Genomic DNA, 23,039 nt, shown 5'->3' with positions numbered 1-23,039 from the left:
TCCCGGGAGAACCTGCTGCAATGAACGAACTGATCAACGGTTTCCCGGTGTTGACTACCACCGGGTTGACCCAGGGCGCGATCTACGCGTTGATCGCCCTGGGATACACGCTCGTCTACGGCGTCCTACGCCTGATCAACTTCGCCCACTCCGACGTCTTCATGATCGGCACCTTCGGCGCCATCTGGACCTGGTCGGCGTTCGGCTTCGACGCCAACTCCCCCCGGCCCTCCCTCGGCGAGGCGTTCGGCCTGATCGCGCTGGCGATCGTCGTGGCCGCGCTCCTCTGTGGTTTCTTCGCGATGCTCGTCGAGGTCACCGCCTACCGGCCGCTCCGGGCCCGCAACGCACCACCCCTCGCCTTCCTGATCACCGCCATCGGAGCGTCGTTCGTGCTCTCCGAAGGCATGGGCGCGTTCACCAACCGCCGTCAGTTCGGCGTGCCGGCGATGCTGCCCACCGACCCGGTCATCTCGGTCGGCTCCTGGTCGCTGACGCCGCTGCAGATCTCCACACTCGCCGTCGCCGTCATCGCGATGGTCGGCCTCGACTGGTTCGTCCAGCGCACCCGCTTCGGCCGGGGCATCCGGGCCGTCGCGCAGGACGCGAACACCGCGGCCCTGATGGGCGTCAACAAGAACCGGGTCATCCTGCTGGTCTTCCTCCTCGGCGGCCTGATGGCCGGCGTCGCGGCGGTGATGTCCGACATGAAGGCGGCCAGCACCCGCTTCAACGTGGGCTTCCTGATCGGCCTCAAGGCGTTCGCCGCCGCGGTGCTCGGCGGCATCGGCAACCTGCGTGGCGCCGCGCTCGGCGGCATCCTCCTCGGCCTCGTGGAAAACTACGGGTCCGCGGTGTTCGGCACGAACTTCCGTGACTTCATCGGCTTCCTCGTGCTGATCCTGCTTCTGATGTTCCGCCCGACCGGTCTGTTGGGCGAGTCGCTCGGGAGGGCCCGCGCATGACCGACGTCCGTACCCGGTGGCGGAACTTCAGCCACGGTTTGAGCGAACGCTGGGACCGGCTGCCCAAGGCCAGCAAGATCGGCCTGATCGTGGTCTTCGTGGTGTTCCTGTACGCCCTGCCCAACAAGGGCTTCTACGAATACCTCGGCCTCCCGCTGGGCGAATACATCCCGCTCTACACCACGCGCAACGACATGGCGACGGTGCTGTTCCAGTGCGGCTACTACATCCTGCTGGCGCTCGGCCTCAACATCGTGGTCGGCTACGCCGGCCTGCTCGACCTGGGCTTCTTCGGCTTCTTCGCCGTCGGCGCCTACACGGTCGCGACGTTGACCTCGCCGCAGAGCAAGGTCTTCACGGAGTACAACTGGCTGGAGAGCCCGTGGCCGTGGCTGGTGGCGCTGCCACTGGCGATCGCGCTGTCGTTGTTGGCCGGCGTGATACTCGGCTTCCCGGTGCTGCGATTGCGCGGTGACTACCTCGCGATCGTGACGCTGGGCTTCGCCGAGATGATCCGGATCGTCGCGCAGCAGAACGACTGGATCTTCAACGGCGACCGGGGCATCCCCAACATCGGCCGCCCGCCGGGCACCAACTCCGACGGCACGCCGATCTTCCAGTTCGACGCCAAGCCGTACTACTGGCTGATCCTGACCGTCATCATCGGCATGGTCTTCCTGATCCGGAACCTCGTGCGGAGCCGGGTGGGCCGCGCCTGGGTCGCGATCCGCGAGGACGAGGACGCCGCCGAGCTCATGGGCGTCCCGACCTACAAGTTCAAGATCTGGGCGTTCGCGATGGGCGCGGGCATCGGCGGTTTCTCCGGCGCGCTCTGGGCCGGCCAGGCGAACTTCGTCAACTCGTCGACGTTCCGCCTGGAGCAGTCGATCCTGGTGCTCGCCGCGGTGCTGCTCGGCGGCGCCGGCAACATCTTCGGCGCGATCCTGGGCGGCTTCCTGGTCATCTACGTGCCGGAATGGCTGCGCTCGGTCGGAGACGTGTTCGGCCTGCCCGAGCAGGTCCGGATCGCCGGTGAGCCCTACGACGTCAGTGCGACCAACCTGCGATATCTGTTCTTCGGCATCATCCTCATCGTGGTAATGATCTTCAGACCACAAGGATTGTGGCCCAACCGGCGGCGTGCCGCCGAGCTCAAGGATCGTGAGAAGGAGGCGATGGTCGGTGCCTGAGACGCCTCCCGAGCCGCAGGACGCCGCCGAGCGCGACGTCACCAGCGAGCGCGACGCGGCGCCCGACGCCCGCGCCACGGTCGGCGTGCCGGCCGAGCCGCCGTCCGGGGAGTCGACGCCGCACCCGGCGCCGACCCCGGCCGGGCGCAACGCCCTGCTGGAGGTCGACAACGTCACGCTGCGCTTCGGCGGCGTGGTGGCGCTCGACAAGGTCAACTTCAACCTCTACGAGGGCGAGATCCTCGGTCTGATCGGCCCGAACGGCGCCGGCAAGACCACCTGCTTCAACGCCATGACCGGCGTCTACACCCCGACCTCGGGGGAGATCCGGTTCCAGGGCCAGAAGCTGGCCGGCCGCGCCCGCTACAAGATCACCAAGCTGGGCATCGCCCGGACGTTCCAGAACATCCGGCTGTTCCCCGAGATGACCGCCCTGGAGAACGTCATGGTCGGTGCGGACACGCACCACAAGACCAGCGTTCCCAGCGCGCTGCTGCGCCTCCCGCGCTACTGGCAGGAGGAGCGCAGCGGCCGCGAGCGGTCGCGCGAGCTCCTCGACTTCGTCGGCATCCGCCGGCACGACGAGGCGGCCCGCAACCTCTCCTACGGCGAGCAGCGCCGGTTGGAGATCGCCCGGGCCCTGGCCACGCAGCCGAAGATGCTGTGCCTCGACGAGCCGGCGGCGGGCTTCAACCCGGCGGAGAAGGACGCGCTGCTCCAGCTGATCCGCGACATCCGCGACACCGGCGTGACCGTGCTGCTCATCGAGCACGACATGCGCCTCGTCATGGGCGTCACCGACCGGATCGTGGTGCTCGAGTTCGGCAAGAAGATCGCCGAGGGCTCGCCGGCCGAGGTCCGCGAGGACCCGAAGGTGATCGCGGCCTACCTGGGGGTGACCGAAGATGCTGCTTGAGATCGACAACATCACCCTGCTGTACGGGCGGATCCAGGCGTTGCACGGCATCTCCGTCAACGTCGCCGAGGGTGAGATCGTGGCGCTGATCGGGGCCAACGGCGCCGGCAAGACGACCACGATGCGAGCCGTCTCCGGCCTGCGCGCGATCGCCTCCGGCCGGATCCGTTTCAACGGCGTCGACATCAGCAAGATGCGCGCCGACCTGCGGGTCACCCAGGGCATCTGCCAGTCGCCGGAAGGCCGCGGGGTGTTCCCCGGCATGTCGGTGAAGGACAACCTGGAGATGGGCGCCTACACCCGCCGGGACAGCGCCAACATCGCCAAGGACATGGAGCACGTGCTGGAGCTCTTCCCGCGCCTGCGGGAGCGGTTCAAGCAGCCCGGCGGCACGCTCTCCGGCGGCGAGCAGCAGATGCTGGCGGTGGGCCGGGCCCTGATGAGCCGGCCCAAGCTGCTGCTGCTCGACGAGCCCTCGATGGGCCTCGCGCCGAAGCTGATCCAGCAGATCTTCGAGATCATCACGGAGATCAACCAGCGGGACGGCACGACCATCCTGCTGGTGGAGCAGAACGCCCAGCAGGCGCTGTCCCGCGCCCACCGGGCGTACGTGCTGGAGACCGGCCGCATCGTCAAGGAAGGCACGGGTCGCGAGCTGCTCAACGACCCCGCGGTCAAGGACGCGTACCTCGGCGTCGCCTGATCCGGACCCTGCGAAGGCCCGGCCCGCTTCGGCGGACCGGGCCTTCGTCGTTTCCCGCTCGACTGGTCAGGAATGGAGAAGCCCAGGTCAGGGTCGCGCCAATAGCGTTCACGTCGTTCCTTCGACCGCACCTGGAGTGATCATGACCAGTGTTCTCGGCGTCAAGACCGTGCTGCACCCCGTCTCGGACCTGCCGAAGGCCAAGGCCCTCTACAGCGCCCTGCTCGGCGTGGAGCCGGTGGCCGACGCGCCCTACTACGTCGGCTACGAGGTGGCCGGGCAGCACATCGGGCTCGTGCCCAACGGCGACATGGGCGGACCGGTCGCCTACTGGCACGTGACCGACATCGAGGCGAAGCTGGCCGAGGTGACCGCGGCCGGCGGCACGCTCAAGGAGGCGGCCCACGACGTCGGCGGCGGCCGGCTCGTCGCCAGCTTCACCGACCCCGACGGCAACGTGCTCGGCCTGGTCCAGGACAGTTGAGCCGCACCGGGCCCGTGTGGGACGGACCCCACGGGCCCGACCTGCCCGTATACCGTGATTGGTTCCGACCGGACGGCCGTTGGACCTCCGGTGCGCACCGCCCGGCCCGACGACGATGGAGACCCGATGAGCACGGCCCCCGCGCCGCACGTTGCCGACACCCACGACATGATCCGCGTGCAGGGCGCGCGGGAGAACAACCTCAAGGACGTCAGCATCGAGATCCCGAAGCGCCGGCTCACGGTGTTCACGGGCGTCTCGGGCTCGGGCAAGAGCTCGCTGGTGTTCGGCACGATCGCGGCCGAGTCGCAGCGCATGATCAACGAGACCTACAGCGCGTTCGTACAGGGCTTCATGCCCAATCTCGCGCGTCCGGAGGTCGACCTGCTCGACGGCCTGACCACCGCGATCATCGTCGACCAGGAGCGGATGGGCGCCAACCCGCGCTCGACCGTCGGCACGGCCACCGACGCCAACGCGATGCTGCGCATCCTGTTCAGCCGGCTCGGCAAGCCGCACATCGGCTCGCCGAACGCGTACTCCTTCAACGTCCCGTCCGTCCGCGCGAGCGGCGCGATCACCGTCGAGCGGGGCGGCAAGACCAAGGCCGAGAAGGCGACGTTCAACCGGCTCGGCGGCATGTGCCCCCGGTGCGAGGGCATGGGCTCGGTCAGCGACTTCGACCTGACGGCGCTCTTCGACGACACGAAGTCGCTCAATGAGGGCGCGCTGACGGTGCCCGGCTACAGCATGGACGGCTGGTACGGCCGGATCTACCGGGGCAGCGGCTTCTTCGACGCCGACAAGCCGATCGGCAAGTTCACCAAGCGCGAGCTGCACGACCTGCTCTACAAGGAGCCGACCAAGATCAAGGTCGAGGGCATCAACCTGACGTACGAGGGCCTGATCCCGAAGATCCAGAAGTCGATCATGTCCAAGGATGTCGAGTCGATGCAGCCCCACCTGCGGGCGTTCGTGGAGCGGGCCGTCACCTTCCAGACCTGCCCGGAGTGTCTCGGCACCCGGCTGGCGCCCGAGGCGCGGTCGTCGAAGATCCGCGGCAAGAACATCGCGGACGTCTGCGCGATGCAGATCAGCGACCTCGCCGACTGGGTTCGCGAGATCAAGGAGCCGTCGGTCGCGCCGCTGGTCGCGGGCCTGCAGCACCTGCTCGACTCGTTCGCCGACGTCGGGCTGGGCTATCTGTCCCTGGACCGGCCGTCGGGCACCCTCTCCGGCGGCGAGGCGCAGCGCACCAAGATGATCCGGCACCTGGGCTCGGCGCTGACCGACGTCACCTACGTCTTCGACGAGCCCACCATCGGCCTGCACCCGCACGACATCGCGCGGATGAACGACCTGCTGCTGCGCCTGCGCGACAAGGGCAACACGGTGCTGGTCGTCGAGCACAAGCCCGAGGCGATCGCGATCGCGGACCACGTCGTCGACCTGGGCCCCGGCGCGGGCTCGTTCGGCGGCGAGGTGGTGTTCGAGGGTTCGCTCGACGGGCTGCGGGCCAGCGACACGCTGACGGGGCGGCACCTCGGCTATCGCGCGTCGTTGAAGCCGTCCGTGCGTACGCCCTCGTCGGTCCTGTCCGTCCGGGGGGCTGCCACGCACAACCTGCGTGACGTCTCCGTCGACATCCCGCTCGGGGTGCTGGTCGTCGTCACGGGCGTGGCCGGCTCGGGCAAGAGCTCGCTGATCCACGGCTCGGTCTCCGGCCGCGACGGGGTGGTGACGGTGGACCAGACGGCGATCCGGGGGTCGCGGCGCAGCAACCCCGCGACGTACACCGGGCTGTTGGAGCCCATCCGCAAGGCGTTCGCGAAGGCCAACGGCGTGAAGCCGGCGCTGTTCAGCGCGAACTCGGAGGGCGCGTGCCCGACCTGCAACGGCGCGGGCGTCATCTACACGGACCTGGGCGTCATGGCCACGGTCGAGTCGACCTGCGAGGAGTGCGAGGGCAAGCGCTTCCAGGCGGCGGTGCTGGAATATCGGCTGGGCGGCCGCGACATCAGCGAGGTCCTGGCGATGTCCGTGTCGGAGGCCGAGCGCTTCTTCTCCTCCGGCGACGCCAAGACTCCGGCCGCGCACAAGATCCTGTCCCGCCTGGCCGACGTCGGTCTGGGTTACCTGACCCTGGGCCAGCCGCTGACGACCTTGTCGGGCGGCGAGCGGCAGCGCCTCAAGCTGGCCACCCACATGGGCGAGGCGGGCGGCGTCTACATCCTCGACGAGCCGACGACGGGGCTGCACCTGGCCGACGTCGCACAGCTCCTCGGCCTGCTGGACCGCCTCGTCGAGTCGGGCAAGTCGGTCATCGTCATCGAACACCACCAGGCCGTCATGGCCCACGCCGACTGGATCATCGACCTGGGCCCCGGCGCCGGCCACGACGGTGGCTCGGTGGTCTTCGAGGGCACGCCGGCCGACCTGGTCGCGGCCCGGTCGACGCTGACCGGCGAGCATTTGGCCGACTACGTCGGTAAGTAGGCCTTGGCGTGCTCTGGCCTGGGCGGCGGTCCTACTGCCGCTCGGGCCAGAGCAGCGCCTGGGCGACGATCACGCGCTCGCCGTCGTGGGTGAGGCCGGTCCGCCGTGCAGGCGGTAGCCGAGGTCGAGGGCCGCACTGACCCGGCGGCAGAACGCGGCGTCGTCGGGCCCGGTCAACACCCGGTACCGCGGCAACCCCTCCGGCGGCTCCACACCCATCCCACACCCCTCCGCTCGCCAAGATCAACCAGCGTACGCCCTTCGCCGGCCTCCGGACCAGGGCGGACCCGGGAAAGCCTGATCTTGACCCAGCTTTTCCGCATGGTTCGTCGATCCGGACAACCGGGGCGAAACAGCTCGGGTCCGGTCGGCATCCTGTCGTACCCGGCGACTAGCATCGCTCGGGTGAGCGACCAGCCCCGGATCCTGCTGCTAGATGGCCACTCGCTGGCCTACCGCGCGTTTCACGCCCTGCCGGTGGAGAACTTCTCCACCGCGACCGGGCAGTCGACCAACGCGGTGTTCGGGTTCACGTCGATGCTGATCAACATGCTGCGCGACGAGAAGCCGACGCACATCATCGTGTCGTTCGACGTGTCGCGGCAGTCGTTCCGGACCGAGCGCTACGCCGAATACAAGGCCGGCCGGTCCGAGACGCCCAAGCCGTTCCAGGGGCAGGTCAGCCTGGTCAAAGAGGTGCTGGCGGCGCTGCGGATCCCGGTGGTCGAGAAAGAGGGCTACGAGGCCGACGACGTGATCGGCACGCTCACCCGGCAGGCGCGCGAGGCCGGCATGGAGGTGATCATCTCGACCGGTGACCGCGACGCGTTCCAGCTGGTCGACGAGCATGTCACCGTGCTCTACCCGGTTCGTGGCGTGTCCGAGGTCTGGCGGATGAACCCCGAGGCCGTCGAGACCAAATACTTCGTGCCGCCGGCGCGCTACCGCGACAAGGCCGCGCTGGTGGGGGAGACCAGCGACAACCTACCGGGCGTGCCGGGCGTGGGCGACAAGACCGCGGCCAAATGGATCAAGGAATACGGCGGCATCGACGGCGTCATCGCCAACGCCGACAAGATCAAGGGGAAGGCCGGGGAGAACCTGCGGGCCAACCTGGCCAACGTGATGCGCAACTACGAGCTCAACGCGCTGGTCTGCGATCTCGACCTGCCGATGGGGCCCGCCGACGCCCGCTGGCAGGGGTGGGACCGCGAGGCCGTCCACCAGGTCTTCGACGCGCTCGAGTTCCGGGTGCTGCGCGAGCGGCTCTACCAATACCTCGACGCGGTCGAGCCCGAGGCCGAGGCCGGGTTCGACCTGTTCGGCGAGATCCTCGCCGCCGGCGCGGTCGGTGGCTGGGTGACCGAGCACGTGCGCCCGGGCGTGGCGACCGGCGTCGCCGTCGCGGGGCGGTTCGGGCGCGGCACCGGCGAGCTGACCGGCATCGCGCTGGCCACCGCCGACGGGCCCGCGGCCTGGTTCGACCCGACCCAGCTCGAGCCGGCCGACGAGCAGGCGGTCGCGGCCTGGCTGGCCTCCGCCGACCACCCCAAAGTGCTCCACGACAGCAAGCCGGCCCGGCTCGCGTTCGCCGCCCGCGGCTGGGAGCTCGACGGGGTCGCCCGCGACACGGCCATCGCCGCCTACCTGGCCCGGCCCGACCAGCGCACCTACGACCTGGCCGACCTGGCGCTGCGCTACCTGCACCGCGAGCTACGCGTCGACACGCCCGAGTCCGGCCAGCTCACCCTCGACGGGCTGGGCGACGAGGGCGTCGTCGAGCAGAACCTGATGCTCCAGGCCCGCGCCACCCTCGACCTCGCCGACGCGATCGACGCCGAGCTCTCCCGCGACGGCGAGCTGTCGATCCGGCTCATGGCCGACGTCGAGCTGCCGCTCTCCGAGGTGCTGGCCCGCATGGAGCAGGTCGGCATCGCGGCCGACACCCACTACCTGTCCGACATCGAGGCCCACTTCGCGGCCGAGGTGAAGGCGGCGGCGCAGGCGGCCTACGCGGTGGTCGGGCGCGAGTTCAACCTCGGCTCGCCCAAGCAGCTCCAGGAGATCCTGTTCACCGAGCGGAGCCTGCCCAAGACGCGGCGGATCAAGTCCGGCTACACCACCGACGCCGACGCGCTGCAGGGGCTGTTCGCCCAGACCGGCGACCCGCTGCTCGAGCACCTGCTGCGCCACCGCGACGTGGCCAAGCTCAAGTCCACAGTCGACGGACTGCTCAAGTCGGTGTCCGACGACGGCCGGATCCACACCACCTACTTCCAGACCGTCGCGGCCACCGGGCGCCTGTCGTCGACCGACCCCAACCTGCAGAACATCCCGATCCGCACCGAGGAGGGCCGGCGGATCCGCCGCGCGTTCGTGGTCGGCGAGGGCTACGAGACGCTGATGACGGCCGACTACAGCCAGATCGAGATGCGCATCATGGCCGACATGTCCAAGGACGAGGCCCTGATCGACGCCTTCAACTCGGGCGCCGACTTCCACGCCGCCACCGCCTCGTCGGTCTTCTCGATGCCCCTCGACGAGGTCACCGCCGACCACCGCCGCAAGATCAAGGCGATGAACTACGGCCTGGCGTACGGCCTGAGCGTCTACGGCCTCTCCCAACAGCTCGGCATCGCCACCGACGAGGCCCGCGGCCTGATGGACGAATACTTCGACCGGTTCGGCGGCGTCCGCGACTACCTGCGCGCCATCGTCGACCGGGCCCGCCAGGACGGCTACACCGAGACCATCCTCGGCCGCCGCCGCTACCTGCCGGACCTGGTCAGCGACAACCGCCAGCGCCGTGAGATGGCCGAACGCATGGCCCTCAACGCCCCCATCCAGGGCTCGGCCGCCGACATCATCAAGGTCGCGATGCTCCGGGTCGACGCGGCGCTCAAGGAGGCGGGGCTGCGGTCGCGGATGCTGCTGCAGGTCCACGACGAGCTCGTCTTCGAGGTCGCGGAGGGGGAGCGGGAGCAGACCGAGGCCCTGGTCCGGGAGGCGATGGGCGGGGCCTACCCGCTCGCGGTGCCGCTCGAGGTCTCGGTCGGCCTGGGCCGCGACTGGAACAGCGCCGACCACTGACCCGGCTCGGCGGTGGCGGCTTGGCGGGCGCCGCCAGCGCCAGCGCGCTGATCCGGCTCGGCGGTGGCGGCTTGGCGGGCGCCGCCAGCGCCAGCGCGCTGACCCGGCTCGGCGGTGGCGGCTTGGCGGGCGCCGCCGCCGACGGCCACGAGTCGTTGTGGGCCGGTGCCGAGGCAAATTCGGCCGCGGCGGTTCGGGCTCGACGCCAGGCGTCGAGTCGAGCGGCGCTGAGATCGAGAACTGGCGGTCGATGGTCTCGACCAGGGCCGGCCCGCGTGCGCTCTATGGCTGGTCGCAATCCGCGTCAAGACGGCGGGGCGATCTCGCGGACACGCACATGTCGCGAGGTGTGCCTACATGCCGGAGCATGTGGGCTCCGACCAGGACACACCTCGGCGGCCCGTTACGGGCGGCACTGCTACTTGAGGGGGTCGTGGCCCCAGTTCATCAGGGAGTAGCGCCACGTCGTGTCGGTGACGTCGCCCTTCGGGCGTTGGGCGCTGTGGCGTTTGACGTAGCCCACGACCTTGCGCATGTGGGCGCGGTCCTCGTCCGTCAGGTCCGACTTCTTCGTGCGGAGCAGGTCCACGATGCGGCGCCCGGAGGCGTGGCCCGTGGACTCGCCGCCGCTGGCCGGTTTCTGGCCCACCGACCGCGAGTCGTCCGTGCGAAGCCAGCGCTCCAGCTCGCCCGCCGTCATGTTGACCGCCTTGCCGAAGTCGTCCACCTCGTCACTCACGGCGCAGCGCCTCCTCCTTGTGCACCGCATCGCGGCCGGACTTGTCGCTGCGGACCCGGTACTGCGGCTCGTCCTTCGACGCGTCCACCGTGCGGCCGCCCGCTGACGTGCGTGACGTGATCTTCTCCTCGACCGTGCCGTGCACGCGCTGGCCGTGGCTCTGCCAGCTCACCTTGTCACCTTTGCGAAGTCCCATGCCGCGCGGATACCCGGAAGGAAAGGGACAAAACACGTTTAGACGCGATCCTGGGGCTGCGTTGGGGACGGGGACTCCGCGGCAGCCCGCTCGTCGATCTCCCGCCGCCGGCCCGCCGCCCGGACGCCCCACGCGAAATAGACCACGAACCCGGCCGCCATCCAGATCACGAACCGGATCCAGGTGTCCACCGGCAGGTTGATCATCAGCCAGAGGCAGGCCAGCACCGCGAGGATGGGCAGCACGGGTACGAACGGCGTGCGGAACGCGCGGGGCAGGTCGGGTCGCGTACGCCGCAGGATGATGACGCCGATCGCCACCACCACGAAGGCGAACAGCGTGCCGATCGAGGTCAGCTCCGACAGCTTCGACAGCGGCACGAAGCCCGACACCAGCGCCACCACGACGCCGGTGCCGATGGTGATCAGCCACGGCGTGCCGAACCGCGGGTGCACCCGGGCGATCGCCGGCGGCAGCAGGTGGTCGCGCGACATCGCGAAGATGACGCGGGACTGGCCGAGCAGCAGCACCAGGATCACGGTGGTGATGCCGCAGATCGCGCCGAGTGAGATCACCTTGGACGCCCACTCGACGCCGTTGTCGCTGAACGCCTTGGCCAGCGGGGCGCCCGTGTCCAGCGACGTGTACTTCGCCATCCCGGTCACCACGAACGCGACCGCCATGTAGAGCACCGCGCAGATCGCCAGCGACGCCAGGATGCCGCGGGGCATGTCGCGCTGCGGTTTGCGCGTCTCCTCGGCGGTGGTCGCGACCACGTCGAAGCCGATGTACGCGAAGAAGACGATCGACGCCGCCGCCACGATCCCGAAGAAGCCGAACTGCTGCGGTACGACGCCGAGCAGCGCCTGCAGCAACGGCTCCTCACCACCGGAGGCACCCTCGGTGGGCTGCGCCGGCGGCACGAACGGCGTCAGGTTGGAACCCTTGATGTAGAACAGCCCGAGCCCGATCACGAACAGCACCACCGCGACCTTGATCGCGACCAGCACGCCGGTGAACCGCCCGGACAGCTTCGTCCCCATGACGCCGACCACGGTCAGCACCAGCACGATGAACATCGCGCCCCAGTCGGGCACGGCGGTGTCACCCGCGAGCCAGGTCGGCAGCCCGAAGAGCGTCTGCAGGTACGCGCTCCAGCCGCGCGCCACCACCGCGGCGCCGAGCCCGAGCTCGAGCACCAGGTCCCAGCCGATGATCCAGGCGACCAGCTCGCCGAGCGTGGCGTAGCCGAACGTGTAGGCGCTGCCCGCCACCGGCACCGTCGACGCGAACTCCGCGTAGCAGAGCGCGGCCAACCCGCACACGACGGCGGCGAGCAGGAACGAGATGACGATCGCCGGCCCGGCGTTGGTCGCCGCCTGCTGACCGGTCAGGACGAAGATGCCCGTACCCACGATCACGCCCACGCCGAACACCGTAAGGTCGAGCGCGCTCAGCTCGCGCTTGAGCCGATGGCCCGGCTCGTCAGTCTCCTGAATGGACCGCTCGATGCTCTTGGTGCGCAGGACGGAGAGAGCCATGGCTGCGATTCTCGCCCCGCCCGGCCGAAACCGCAGCTCGAACGCGGGCTACATGCGGTCGGGCGCACCGATCCCGAGCAGACCCAGCCCGGTGCCGAGCACCCGCGCCGTCAGGTCGCTGAGCGCCAGCCGGCTCTCCCGCTCGGCGCCGGCGGCCTTGAGCACCGGGCATTTCTCGTAGAACGCGGTGAAGGCCGTCGCCACGCCGTAGAGGTAGTTCGCCAGCCGGTGGAAGTCCAGCGACTCGGCCACCTCCGTCACGACGCCCGGGAACGCCAGCAGCTCGATCGCCAGGGTCCGCTCCGCGGGCTCGGCGACGGTGATCGTGGCCAGGTCCCGGGCGGGCGTCACCCCGCCACGCCGGAAGATCGACAGGATCCGGGCCCGCGCGTACTGCAGGTAGGGCGCCGTGTTGCCGTCGAACGAGAGCATCCGCTTCCAGTCGAAGACGTAGTCGCGGGTGCGGTCGTTGGACAGGTCCGCGTACTTGATCGCGCCGACGCCGACCAGCCGCGCCACCTCGGCCCGCGCGGCCTCGTCGAGCTCCGGGTTCTTCTCCTCGATCAGCGCCGCCGCCCGCGCGACCGCCTCGTCGACCAGGTCGACCAGCTTGATCGTGTCGCCGGCCCGGCTGCGGAAGATCTTGCCGTCCGACCCGAGCACCGAGCCGAAGCCGATGTGCTGGGCCCGCGCCGGCGCCCGCAGCCAGCCGGCCTCGCGGGCCACTTCGTAGACCATCTCCAGGTGCTGCCGCTGCGGCAGCCCGATCACGTAGAGCAGCCGGTTGGCCGCCAGCTCCTGCGTGCGGTAGCGGATCGCGGCCAGGTCCGTCGCGCCGTACCCGAAGCCGCCGTCGCGTTTCCGCACGATGATCGGCAGCGGGTCGCCCTCGCGGTTGGTGAAGCCGTCCGGGAAGACCACCGCGGCGCCGTCGCTCTCCCGCAGCAGCCCGAGCCGGTCGAGCTCCTCGACCACCGGCGTGAGCATGTCGTTGTAGAAGCTCTCGCCGAAGAAGTCCTTCTCGGTCAGGCAGACGTCGAGCCGCTCGTAGACGGCCAGGAAATATTTCTCGGACTCGTCGACCAGCAGCCGCCACAGGCGCCGGGTCTGCTCGTCGCCGCTCTGCAGCGCCACGACCCGCAGCCGCGCCCGCTCCTTGAACGCGTCGTCGGCGTCGAACTTGGCCCGGGCCGCCCGGTAGAAGCCGTTGAGGTCGCCCAGCGACAGCTCGTGCGCCGCCTCGGTCTCGCCGATGTCGAGCAGATGCTCGATCAACATGCCGAACGGCGTGCCCCAGTCGCCGAGGTGGTTGGCCTTGGTCACCCGGTGGCCGAGCCACTCGAGCAGCCGCACCACGGCGTCACCGATCACCGTCGACCGCAGGTGGCCGACGTGCATCTCCTTGGCCACGTTGGGGGCCGAGTAGTCGACGACCACGGTGTCGGGCGCGGCGACCCGCGCGACGCCGAGCCGCTCGTCGCGGTTCATGACGGCGAGCAGTGACCCGATCGTGTCGCCGGCGACCGTCAGGTTGATGAACCCCGGCCCCGAGATCGTCACCTCCGCGCACAGGTCGTCGAGCCGGGCCGCGGCCACCACGTCGACCGCGATGTCACGCGGCTTGCGCCCGAGCTTGCGGGCGAGCGCCAGCGCGCCGTCGGCCTGGAAGTCGGCGTGCTGGGACCGGCGCACGCTCGGGTCGGCCGGCGCGCCGGCCACCGCCTCGAACGCGGACGCGAGCCGATCACGGAGCAGTTCTTCCAGGGTTGCCACGAGGTACCAATCTACGTGGGGTGTCCGTTTCGGTGCCGCGTCAGGGTCGCCCGGCCACGAAGATCGCGGTTCCCGGGAAGAGCCGGCCCCGCAGCGGGCTCCACTGGCCCCAGATCCCCTCGTGCCCCTCCGGCCATTCCGGCTCGACCAGGTCCTCCAGCACGAACCCCGCGCCGACGAGCTCCCGGATCCGGTCGCCCAGCGTCCGGTGCTGCTCGACGTAGGTCGGCACCCCGGCCGGCGTGGTCTCCACGTACGGCCGCCGGTCGAAGTACGAGTGCACCGCCACGAGCCCGCCCTCGCCCGGATCGTCCAGGAAGATCCACCGCATCGGGTGCGTCACCGCGAACACCCACCGCCCGCCCGGCCGCACCACCCGGAACACCTCCCGCATCAGCGCCGCCGAGTCGGCCACGAACGGCACCGCGCCGAAGGCGGTGAACGCGATGTCGAACGCCTCGTCCCGGAACGGCAGCGCCAGCGCGTCGGCCTGGACCAGCGGCAGGCGTACGCCGGATGATGTGTTCCCGGTCACAGCGTGCCGGAGCATGCCGGCGGACAAATCGGTGGCAACCACCTCGGCGCCCTGAGCCGCCAACCACCGTGCGGCGGCCGCGGCGCCCGCGCCGACCTCGATGATCCGCCGCCCGGCGACCGGCCCCAGCAGGTGCGCGTCGGCCTCCCGCAACCCTTCGGGGCACCAGCGGAAGTCGACCTCACCCAGGAACGCGCCGTGCTCGGCCTGGTAGGCGTCGGCGTCCTTGTCCCACCAGCCCCGACTGGCCCGCCGCGCCTCCGCGTCGGTCACCGCCCGCCGGCCCACGCCGGGATCGTCGTCAGACACGGAGCAACCCCATCACGCGGTACGTTGTCGGCGCGGCTTGGGGAGGGCTTGCACGCTGTGGTAATGCGCACGGTAAGCTAGTCGATGCGCACGCGGATTGTGTGCCTCGGCAGGGAGCAGGCGTCCGCGGTCCACGGACACCATCAATGATCATGGGCGATCGTTGCGGTGTGCCTTACGACCAATTCGCGGGCGCACACAGGTCATTAGCTACCCGCACCGCAGCTGTGACACACCATCCGACCGGAGCAACCGCCCACATGACGAGCAGCATCGAGGCCACCTCGAGCGCAAACAAGGTCACCGTCGACGACCTCGGTTCCGAGGAGGCTTTCCTCGCCGCCATCGACGAGACCATCAAGTACTTCAACGACGGCGACATTGTCGAAGGCACCGTCGTCAAGGTCGATCGGGACGAGGTCCTGCTCGACATCGGCTACAAGACCGAGGGCGTGATCCCCTCGCGTGAGTTGTCGATCAAGCACGACGTCGACCCCGCCGAGGTGGTGTCGGTCGGTGACCACATCGAGGCCCTGGTCCTCCAGAAGGAGGACAAGGAAGGTCGCCTGATCCTCTCGAAGAAGCGCGCGCAGTACGAGCGGGCGTGGGGCACCATCGAGAAGATCAAGGAAGAGGACGGGGTCGTCCGCGGCTCGGTCATCGAGGTGGTCAAGGGTGGTCTGATCCTCGACATCGGCCTGCGGGGCTTCCTGCCCGCGTCCCTCGTCGAGATGCGCCGGGTTCGTGACCTCCAGCCCTACGTGGGCCGGGAGCTCGAGGCGAAGATCATAGAGCTCGACAAGAACCGCAACAACGTGGTCCTGTCGCGCCGCGCCTGGCTCGAGCAGACCCAGTCCGAGGTTCGCACCGAGTTCCTCAACAAGCTCCAGAAGGGCCAGGTCCGCAAGGGCGTGGTCTCGTCGATCGTCAACTTCGGCGCGTTCGTCGACCTGGGCGGCGTCGACGGTCTGGTGCACGTCTCCGAGCTGTCCTGGAAGCACATCGACCACCCGTCCGAGGTTGTCGAGGTCGGCCAGGAGGTGGAGGTCGAGGTCCTCGACGTCGACCTCGACCGCGAGCGGGTGTCCCTGTCGCTCAAGGCGACCCAGGAAGACCCGTGGCGCCAGTTCGCCCGCACGCACGCGATCCAGCAGATCGTGCCCGGCAAGGTCACCAAGCTGGTGCCGTTCGGCGCGTTCGTCCGGGTCGACGACGGCATCGAGGGTCTGGTGCACATCTCCGAGCTGGCCGAGCGCCACGTGGAGATCCCGGAGCAGGTCGTGCAGGTCGGCTCCGACGTCATGGTCAAGGTCATCGACATCGACCTCGAGCGCCGGCGGATCTCGCTGTCGCTCAAGCAGGCCAACGAGGGCTTCGTCGAGGGCGAGGAGCACTTCGACCCGACCCTCTACGGCATGGCGGCGACCTACGACAACGAGGGCAACTACATCTACCCCGAAGGCTTCGACCCCGAGACGGGCGAGTGGCTCGAGGGCTACGACAAGCAGCGCGAGACCTGGGAGACGCAGTACGCCGAGGCGCGTCAGCGTTGGGAGGCCCACACCAAGCAGGTGCAGACCTCCCGCGCCGCCGACGCCGAAGCGGCCGCAGCTCCGCCGGCCCCCACCGGCGGCCAGAGCGGCGGGGCGTCGTCCTCGTCCTCCACGCCGGCCCGGGCGGCCGAGGAGCCCGCGGGCACCCTGGCGACGGACGAGGCGCTGGCCGCGCTCCGCGAGAAGCTCGCCGGCAAGTAGGAGTTCCTGGGTCCCCCCTGTCCGCGGAAAGCGCGGACCGGGGGGACTCCTCCTTTATGCCTGCTCCGGGGGCCGAGCCCCCGGACACCCCCACGGGCGGTGGTCCCGGTCCGTCCTTCCCCCTTGTTAGCCTTTCGCCTGTGTTGCGGGTGGGGTTGACCGGTGGGATCGGGGCCGGCAAGAGCGCGGCGGCGAAGCGGTTCGCGGCCAACGGCGCGGTGGTGATCGACTCGGACCGGCTGGCCCGCGAGGTGGTCGAGCCCGGCACGCCGGGGTTGGCCGAGGTCGTGGCGACGTTCGGGCCCGACGTGCTGACGGCGGACGGCGCCCTCGACCGGCCCGCGCTCGGCCGCATCGTGTTCGGCGACGCCGCGGCCCGCAAGCGGCTCGAGGGGATCCTGCACCCGCGCATCCAGGCCCGATCGGCGGAGCTCGCCTCGGCCGCGGCGGCGGACGCGATCGTCGTCAACGACGTCCCGCTGCTGGTCGAGGGCAACCTCGGGCCGGCGTACCACCTGGTCGTGGTCGTCGACGCGGCCCCCGAGGTGCGGATCCAACGGCTCGTGCGCGACCGCGGCATGACCGTCGAGGACGCCGGCGCCCGGATCGCGGCCCAGATCGACGACGCGACCCGGCGCGCGGCCGCCGACGTGGTGCTCGACAACAGCGGCCCACCGGCGGAGCTCACCGCCGCGATCGATGCACTGTGGACGGACCGGCTCGTGGCCTACGAGCGGAACGTGCGCACGGGCCGCCCGGCCGACGCGGACCCGCTGGCCAGGCTGGTCGACTACGACCCGACGTGGCCGGAGCAGTATGCGCGACTGGCCGCCCGCATCCGCCACCGGGTCGGGCCGCACCGGGTCGACCACATCGGCTCGACCGCCGTGCCCGGGCTGCCCGCCAAGGACGTCATCGACATGATGCTGACCGTCGACTCGCTGGACGAGGCCGACGCCCTGGCCGGCAAGCTGGGCGCGGCCGGCTTCCCCCGCAAGCCGGGGATCGACCAGGACCGGCCCAAGCCCCCGGATCCCGGACCCTGGGAGAAGCGGCTGCACGCCAACGCCGACCCCGGTCGCCGGGTCAACCTGCACGTCCGCGTGGCCGGCTCACCCGGCTGGCGCACGGCGCTGCTGCTCCGCGACCACCTGCGCGCCGACGCGGCCGACCGGGACGCCTACATCGCGGTGAAGCGGGCCCACGCGGGACGCCCGATCGACGACTACGTCGACGCCAAGGAGCCGTTCTTCGACGAGATCTACGCCCGAGCCGACGCCTGGGCGGCCGCGACCGGCTGGCGGCCCTAGCTGCCCAGCGGCCCCGTCGGCAGGGTCGGCACCGTGCCGTCGACGAGGTTCAGCTGGCCGAACGTGCCGGCCCGGGTGCGCGCCTCCAGCCGCAGCACCGCGCCCGACTTGTCGACCCAGTAGCGCATCCGGGCCTGCCCCCGGCCGACGTTGCCCAGCTCGGCCGGCTTCGCGATCTCGAACACCGTCACCGCGACCCCGTCGATCTCGTCCTTGCGCAGGAACGACGCGTGCTCGACGAAGAAGCTGGCGCTGTCCTTGGTCGGCGCGGCCACCGCGAGCGCCTCGCCCAGCAGCAGGTCGATGTCGAGCCCACCACGGGCGTCGGAGCGCTCCGTCCACGCCTGGAACGTCCAGCCGCTGTCGGGCGCCGGCACCGGGGGCTCCTCGATCCGCTTGCCGGTCTTCGTCTGCAGGGCGACCCCGTTCGGATCGGCCCGCATGTACGCGACATCGGTGGGCTTGCGGACGTCATGCACCGCGAGGTACGCCACCGTGCTGCTCCAGTCGAGCCAGCCGGTGCCGCGCAGGTAGGCCAGCGGGATCGTCGGCACGTCGACGGAGAACTTGGCCCCGCCCCGCTCGAAGTTGCGCTGGCGCATCTTGGCCAGCAGCGCGGCCTCGGTCTTGGTCGGCTTGCGCGGCGCGATCGTGCGGCCGCCGAACGCGGCGACGGCGGTCAGCTCGGGGCGCTCGGCGTGGTCGAGGTCGACCCGGGCCGACATGTTGCCGGGCAGCAGCGCCTCGAACCGGCGCAGCTTCGAGCCGGAGTCGAGCCAGTAGCGCATCGCGCCGCCGAGCTCGTTGAGGGCGGTCGGTGGGGCGGTGCGGGTGGGGGTGGGTGTCGCGGTGCTCGGGCTGGCCGTGGCGCGTTCGGCGGGGGTCGCCGTGGCCTTGCTTTTCGCGGTCGGTGTCGGAGACGCCGTCGGCAGCGGTTGCGGGGGGACCGCGGGGCCGAGCAGCACGTCGACCGTCGTACCCCCGATCCGGTCCTGTCCCATCCAGCGCGCCTCGGTCCTGGCCAGCAGGTCGGCGCGGTCCGACCTGGTGCTCGCGATCACGAACATCAGCGACAGGAAGGTGTCCAGCGGCGTCGCCTTCTGGCCGGTGGGGGTCCAGGTGCGCAGCTGCCAGCCGTCGGCCGGGGGAGCGGCGGGCGGCTCGGCGACTGGCGGCGCGGGCTTCGTGGCGTCGCTCGGCCGGGGGGCCTCGGCCTCCGCGGCGGCCTCCTGCGCCGTCGCGGGCCGGTTCGCCACCATCCCGGGTACGGCCTGGAGCAGCCCCCGCTGGTCGCCGGCCCCGGGGCCACCGACCCGCACGTAGGTCAGCGCGCGCTTCCAGTCGACCCAGCCCGCGACGCGTACCTGGGAGTCGCCGTCGCCCCAGACCGCGCTGACGCCGGCGCGCTCGTCGCGGTAGTTGGTCACCCGCATGTCGGCCAGCCGCTGCGCCTCCGCCGTCGACAGCGGCCGGGCCTGCACCGCCTCCTCCTTGGGCACGCAGGAGACGAGGCCGCCGACCAGGCCGGCCAACGATCCGAGGGAGAGGCAGGAGAGCACGACCAACGCGACGATGCGCCGCCGCTCGGCAGGCCGACGAGAAAGGGTCACGCGTGGTTGAACGGCTGATCGTGGCTGAGGTGACGTGCGGGGCCGGGCGCCGCCCGGTCAGGGCGCTCGCGGCGGCCGGTCTGCGCGTCGCGCGACCGCGTCGGGTGCGCACGCCGGTGATGTGCCGGGGCTGCAACCACAGCGCCGGGACCGACCGGCCGGTGTGGAGGCCCGATCTGTTCCCGGACGGCCGCCGCGAGCGGCCTACGCTCAAACGGTAGCGCGGTGACCTATCCCACACAATGACAATATCGAAGCCGATCACATACGCATCGTCCGGTCGCGGGAACATGTCGTACCCCCGACGTAGTTTTAAGAGCATGACGCTGGACATCCCCCGCACCGACGGCCGCTTCGAGGTCATCAGCGACTTCAAGCCAGCCGGCGACCAGCCGGCAGCCATCGACGACCTTGAGCGTCGGGTGCGTCGGGGCGACCGGCACTCGGTGCTCCTCGGCGCGACCGGCACGGGCAAGAGCGCGACCACCGCGTGGCTGATCGAGCGGCTGCAGCGGCCGGCGCTGGTGCTCGCGCCCAACAAGACGCTCTGCGCGCAGCTCGCCAAGGAGTTCCGCGAGCTGCTGCCCAACAACGCGGTCGAATACTTCGTCTCCTACTACGACTACTACCAGCCCGAGGCCTACATCCCGCAGACCGACACCTACATCGAGAAGGACTCGTCGATCAACGAAGAGGTCGAGCGGCTCCGGCACTCGGCGACCATGTCGCTGCTCACGCGGCGCGACGTGGTGGTGGTGGCGACCGTCTCGGCGATCTACGGCCTGGGCACCCCGTCCGAATACCTCGACCAGGCGGTGCGGCTCAAGCGCGGCGCCGAGGTCGACCGTGACCAGCTGCTCCGCCGGCTGGTCGACATCCAATACGCGCGCAACGACATGTCGTTCACCCGCGGCACGTTCCGGGTCCGGGGCGACACGCTCGAGATCATCCCTGCCTACGAGGAGATGGCGGTCCGGGTCGAGCTGTGGGGCGACGAGATCGAGCGGCTCTACTACCTGCACCCGCTGACCGGCGACGTGATCCGCGAGGTCGACGACCTGTTCATCTTCCCCGCCTCCCACTACGCGGCCGGCGCCGCGCGGATGGAGCGGGCGATCAACGGCATCGAGGCCGAGCTGGCGGAGCGGCTGGCCGAGCTCGAGGGGCAGAACAAGCTGCTCGAGGCCCAGCGACTACGCATGCGCACGACCTACGACATCGAGATGATGCGGCAGGTCGGGTTCTGCTCGGGCATCGAGAACTACTCGATGCACATCGACGGGCGCACCTACGGCGACCCGCCGTTCTGCCTGCTCGACTACTTTCCCGACGACTTCATCACGGTGATCGACGAGTCGCACGTGACCGTCCCCCAGATCGGCGGGATGTACGAGGGCGACGCGTCCCGCAAGCGGCTGCTGGTCGAGCACGGTTTCCGGCTGCCCAGCGCGGCCGACAACCGGCCGCTGCGGTTCGACGAGGTGCTCGAGCGGGTCGGCCAGATGGTCTTCCTCTCGGCGACCCCGGGGCCGTGGGAGCTGCGCGAGGCCGGCGGCGAGTTCGTCGAGCAGGTGATCCGGCCGACGGGCCTGATCGACCCCGAGGTCGTGGTCAAGCCGACCAAGGGCCAGATCGACGACCTGATGCACGAGATCAAGCTGCGGACGGACAAGGACGAGCGGGTGCTGGTCACCACGCTGACCAAGAAGATGGCCGAAGACCTCACCGACTACCTGCTGGAGCACGGCATCCGGGTGCGCTACCTGCACTCCGAGGTCGACACGCTGCGCCGGGTCGAGCTGCTCCGCGAGCTGCGCAAGGGCGACTACGACGTGCTGGTCGGCATCAACCTGCTGCGGGAGGGCCTCGACCTGCCCGAGGTGTCGCTGGTGTCGATCCTCGACGCCGACAAGGAGGGCTTCCTGCGCAGCGGCCGGTCGCTGGTGCAGACCATCGGTCGCGCGGCCCGAAACGTGTCCGGCCAGGTCCACATGTACGCCGACAAGATCACCCCGTCGATGGCCGAGGCGATCGACGAGACCAACCGCCGGCGGGCCAAGCAGGTCGCGCACAACGAGGCCAACGGCATCTCGCCGGAGCCGCTGCGCAAGAAGATCCACGACATCCTGGACGACATCTACCGCGAGGCCGAAGACACCGAAGGCGCGCTCGGCGGGCACGGCCCGGGCGGCGCGATCGTGGGTGGCGGCGGCCGCCAGATGTCGCGGGGCAAGGGCCCGGTCCCGGAGACGAGGTCCAAGGGCAAGGCCGCCGCGCGCACGTCGGCCCAGGGCATGGCCCGCCACGACCTGGCCCAGCTCATCCAGGACCTCAACGACCAGATGCTGGCCGCGGCCCGCGAGCTGCAGTTCGAGCTGGCGGCCCGCATCCGCGACGAGGTGCACGAGCTCAAGAAGGAGCTACGCGGCATGGACGTCGCCGGAGTCAAGTGATCGGCTACACCGTCGGAGCGCCCGCCGGGACGCTCCGACGGGCCGTCGGCCCCTACGTCGGCTACGTCGAGCGGGCCGCGACCCCACTCGCCCGCCGCGAGGCCGCGGTCTCCCGCTGCGTCCTGGTGCTGGGCTGGGGCGCGCCCCTCGACGTACGCGACCCCCGCGACCCGGCCGCCGGCGCGACCAGCGTCGCCTCGTTCACCGCGGGCCTGTCCGACAGTTGGGTCGACACGATCACCGCACCCGGCGCGGCCGCGGGCATCCAGCTGATGCTCGACCCGCTGGTCGCGACCCGCATCCTCGGCCGCCCCCTGGGCGAGCTCGCCAACCAGGTGGTGTCCGTCGACCAACTCGACGGCGCCGCCCTCCGCCCGCTCCGCGACCTACCCGCGCGCCTCGGCGCGGCCACGACCTGGGCGGAGCGTTTCACGCTCCTCGACCAAGCCTTCGGCGCCCGCCTGGCCTCCACCCCGGAGCCGGACCCCCGCCTGGCCGCCGCGTGGCGCCGCCTGGTGACGACCGGCGGCGCGGTCCCGGTGCCGGCCCTGGCGACCGAGGCAGGCTGGAGCCGCCGCCAGCTCACCGCGGTCTTCCGCCGCGAGCTCGGCCTGCCACCGAAGGTGCTGGCCCGCCTGGTGCGCTTCGAACGCGCCCGCCGCGCGGTATCCCGCGCCGCCACCGACGGCTGGGCCACCGTCGCGGCTGACGCCGGCTACTACGACCAGGCGCACCTCATCCGCGACTTCCGCGCCTTCACCGGCTCGACCCCGACCCGCCTCACCCCACCGCCGGCCTACGCCTCAGCCTGAGACACCCTGGGCCGCCCGAGGCATCAACGTCACCGCGGCCAGGCCCTCTTCGCGCGACCACCCCTCGAGGCGTCGCCGCGCGGCCGGGTCCGCGGTCGCTCGGAGTGACGCGTCGCTCGGGCGGCCGGCCGCGGCGATCGCCGCTGCCTGCGCTCCCGCAGGA

The 23,039-nt window shown here is 70.6% G+C and carries 18 protein-coding genes; 11 read left to right on the top strand and 7 right to left on the bottom strand.

Annotated elements, in window-relative coordinates:
• The first annotated feature begins 20 nt into the window (after positions 1-20).
• The 6 genes from O7635_RS34460 to O7635_RS34435 all read left to right on the top strand — a co-directional run bounded on the left by O7635_RS34460 (position 21) and on the right by O7635_RS34435 (position 6,754).
• Positions 21-965: a branched-chain amino acid ABC transporter permease gene (locus tag O7635_RS34460; protein WP_278084674.1), complete on the top strand. Its 945-nt coding sequence runs from the start codon at positions 21-23 to the stop codon at positions 963-965.
• Positions 962-2,155, top strand: a complete 1,194-nt coding sequence (locus O7635_RS34455; RefSeq protein WP_278084673.1) for a branched-chain amino acid ABC transporter permease — start codon at positions 962-964, stop codon at positions 2,153-2,155. The genes O7635_RS34460 and O7635_RS34455 overlap by 4 nt, the downstream gene beginning before the upstream one ends.
• A gap of 154 nt (positions 2,156-2,309) precedes the next feature.
• On the top strand, positions 2,310-3,071 hold the full coding sequence (locus O7635_RS34450) for an ABC transporter ATP-binding protein (protein ID WP_278085644.1): 762 nt from the start codon (positions 2,310-2,312) through the stop codon (positions 3,069-3,071).
• Positions 3,061-3,774 (top strand): ABC transporter ATP-binding protein, encoded by a 714-nt coding sequence (locus O7635_RS34445; RefSeq protein ID WP_278084672.1) that lies wholly within the window; start codon positions 3,061-3,063, stop codon positions 3,772-3,774. Before O7635_RS34450 ends, O7635_RS34445 begins: the two co-directional genes overlap by 11 nt.
• A 142-nt stretch (positions 3,775-3,916) precedes the next feature.
• Positions 3,917-4,258, top strand: coding sequence for a VOC family protein (locus O7635_RS34440; RefSeq protein WP_278084671.1), 342 nt, complete (start codon positions 3,917-3,919; stop codon positions 4,256-4,258).
• A gap of 126 nt (positions 4,259-4,384) precedes the next feature.
• Complete coding sequence (locus tag O7635_RS34435) at positions 4,385-6,754, top strand: excinuclease ABC subunit UvrA (RefSeq protein WP_278084670.1); 2,370 nt, start codon at positions 4,385-4,387, stop codon at positions 6,752-6,754.
• 69 nt (positions 6,755-6,823) lie between these two features.
• Here O7635_RS34435 and O7635_RS34430 read toward each other — a convergent pair whose 3' ends face one another.
• Positions 6,824-6,973 carry a DUF1737 domain-containing protein gene (locus O7635_RS34430; RefSeq protein WP_278084669.1) on the bottom strand — a complete coding sequence of 50 codons (150 nt, stop codon included), beginning with the start codon at positions 6,971-6,973 and terminating at the stop codon, positions 6,824-6,826.
• 186 nt (positions 6,974-7,159) lie between these two features.
• Between O7635_RS34430 and polA the strand changes: the two genes are divergently transcribed.
• Entirely contained in the window at positions 7,160-9,844 is a 2,685-nt protein-coding gene (gene polA, locus O7635_RS34425; RefSeq protein WP_278084668.1) for a DNA polymerase I, read from the top strand.
• 418 nt (positions 9,845-10,262) lie between these two features.
• Here polA and O7635_RS34420 read toward each other — a convergent pair whose 3' ends face one another.
• The 5 genes from O7635_RS34420 to O7635_RS34400 are packed head-to-tail and all read right to left on the bottom strand — an operon-like array spanning position 10,263 to position 14,937.
• The gene (locus O7635_RS34420; protein WP_347405321.1) at positions 10,263-10,613 is read right to left on the bottom strand and encodes a DUF3140 domain-containing protein; all 351 of its coding nucleotides are present in this window, start codon (positions 10,611-10,613) and stop codon (positions 10,263-10,265) included.
• Positions 10,576-10,779, bottom strand: a complete 204-nt coding sequence (locus O7635_RS34415; protein WP_278084666.1) for a DUF2945 domain-containing protein — start codon at positions 10,777-10,779, stop codon at positions 10,576-10,578. The genes O7635_RS34420 and O7635_RS34415 overlap by 38 nt, the downstream gene beginning before the upstream one ends.
• A 38-nt stretch (positions 10,780-10,817) precedes the next feature.
• Positions 10,818-12,320 carry an amino acid permease gene (locus tag O7635_RS34410; protein ID WP_278084665.1) on the bottom strand — a complete coding sequence of 501 codons (1,503 nt, stop codon included), beginning with the start codon at positions 12,318-12,320 and terminating at the stop codon, positions 10,818-10,820.
• 48 nt (positions 12,321-12,368) lie between these two features.
• A complete protein-coding gene (gene argS, locus O7635_RS34405) occupies positions 12,369-14,093 on the bottom strand; it encodes an arginine--tRNA ligase (RefSeq protein WP_278084664.1) in 1,725 nt (574 codons plus the stop codon).
• Positions 14,094-14,133: 40 nt separating this feature from the next.
• Complete coding sequence (locus O7635_RS34400; RefSeq protein ID WP_278084663.1) at positions 14,134-14,937, bottom strand: class I SAM-dependent methyltransferase; 804 nt, start codon at positions 14,935-14,937, stop codon at positions 14,134-14,136.
• Between the two features lie 260 nt (positions 14,938-15,197).
• On the opposite strand from O7635_RS34400, the gene rpsA reads away from it, so the two are divergent.
• Both rpsA and coaE read left to right on the top strand, forming a co-directional pair.
• Positions 15,198-16,691 carry a 30S ribosomal protein S1 gene (gene rpsA, locus O7635_RS34395; protein ID WP_278084662.1) on the top strand — a complete coding sequence of 498 codons (1,494 nt, stop codon included), beginning with the start codon at positions 15,198-15,200 and terminating at the stop codon, positions 16,689-16,691.
• 140 nt (positions 16,692-16,831) lie between these two features.
• Complete coding sequence (gene coaE, locus O7635_RS34390) at positions 16,832-18,001, top strand: dephospho-CoA kinase (RefSeq protein WP_278084661.1); 1,170 nt, start codon at positions 16,832-16,834, stop codon at positions 17,999-18,001.
• Here coaE and O7635_RS34385 read toward each other — a convergent pair.
• Positions 17,998-19,611: a hypothetical protein gene (locus O7635_RS34385; RefSeq protein WP_278084660.1), complete on the bottom strand. Its 1,614-nt coding sequence runs from the start codon at positions 19,609-19,611 to the stop codon at positions 17,998-18,000. The genes coaE and O7635_RS34385 overlap by 4 nt on opposite strands.
• 320 nt (positions 19,612-19,931) lie before the next feature.
• Here O7635_RS34385 and uvrB point away from each other — a divergent pair, with 320 nt between their 5' ends.
• On the top strand, positions 19,932-22,064 hold the full coding sequence (gene uvrB / locus O7635_RS34380; RefSeq protein WP_278084659.1) for an excinuclease ABC subunit UvrB: 2,133 nt from the start codon (positions 19,932-19,934) through the stop codon (positions 22,062-22,064).
• Complete coding sequence (locus O7635_RS34375) at positions 22,061-22,876, top strand: helix-turn-helix domain-containing protein (RefSeq protein WP_278084658.1); 816 nt, start codon at positions 22,061-22,063, stop codon at positions 22,874-22,876. The genes uvrB and O7635_RS34375 overlap by 4 nt, the downstream gene beginning before the upstream one ends.
• Positions 22,877-23,039: the final 163 nt, after the last annotated feature.

The organism is Asanoa sp. WMMD1127, from assembly GCF_029626225.1.
Lineage (GTDB): Bacteria > Actinomycetota > Actinomycetes > Mycobacteriales > Micromonosporaceae > Asanoa.
This window is presented reverse-complemented; position numbering and strand designations above follow the sequence as displayed.

What these genes read in the sequence shown, in the direction of transcription:
- O7635_RS34460 (WP_278084674.1), top strand. Translation starts at nt 21, where the DNA reads ATGAACGAACTGATCAACGGTTTCCCGGTGTTGACTACCACCGGGTTG.
- O7635_RS34455 (WP_278084673.1), top strand. Translation starts at nt 962, where the DNA reads ATGACCGACGTCCGTACCCGGTGGCGGAACTTCAGCCACGGTTTGAGC.
- O7635_RS34445 (WP_278084672.1), top strand. Translation starts at nt 3,061, where the DNA reads ATGCTGCTTGAGATCGACAACATCACCCTGCTGTACGGGCGGATCCAG.
- O7635_RS34440 (WP_278084671.1), top strand. Translation starts at nt 3,917, where the DNA reads ATGACCAGTGTTCTCGGCGTCAAGACCGTGCTGCACCCCGTCTCGGAC.
- O7635_RS34435 (WP_278084670.1), top strand. Translation starts at nt 4,385, where the DNA reads ATGAGCACGGCCCCCGCGCCGCACGTTGCCGACACCCACGACATGATC.
- O7635_RS34430 (WP_278084669.1), bottom strand. Translation starts at nt 6,973, where the DNA reads ATGGGTGTGGAGCCGCCGGAGGGGTTGCCGCGGTACCGGGTGTTGACC.
- O7635_RS34420 (WP_347405321.1), bottom strand. Translation starts at nt 10,613, where the DNA reads ATGCGGTGCACAAGGAGGAGGCGCTGCGCCGTGAGTGACGAGGTGGAC.
- O7635_RS34415 (WP_278084666.1), bottom strand. Translation starts at nt 10,779, where the DNA reads ATGGGACTTCGCAAAGGTGACAAGGTGAGCTGGCAGAGCCACGGCCAG.
- O7635_RS34410 (WP_278084665.1), bottom strand. Translation starts at nt 12,320, where the DNA reads ATGGCTCTCTCCGTCCTGCGCACCAAGAGCATCGAGCGGTCCATTCAG.
- rpsA (WP_278084662.1), top strand. Translation starts at nt 15,198, where the DNA reads ATGACGAGCAGCATCGAGGCCACCTCGAGCGCAAACAAGGTCACCGTC.
- uvrB (WP_278084659.1), top strand. Translation starts at nt 19,932, where the DNA reads ATGACGCTGGACATCCCCCGCACCGACGGCCGCTTCGAGGTCATCAGC.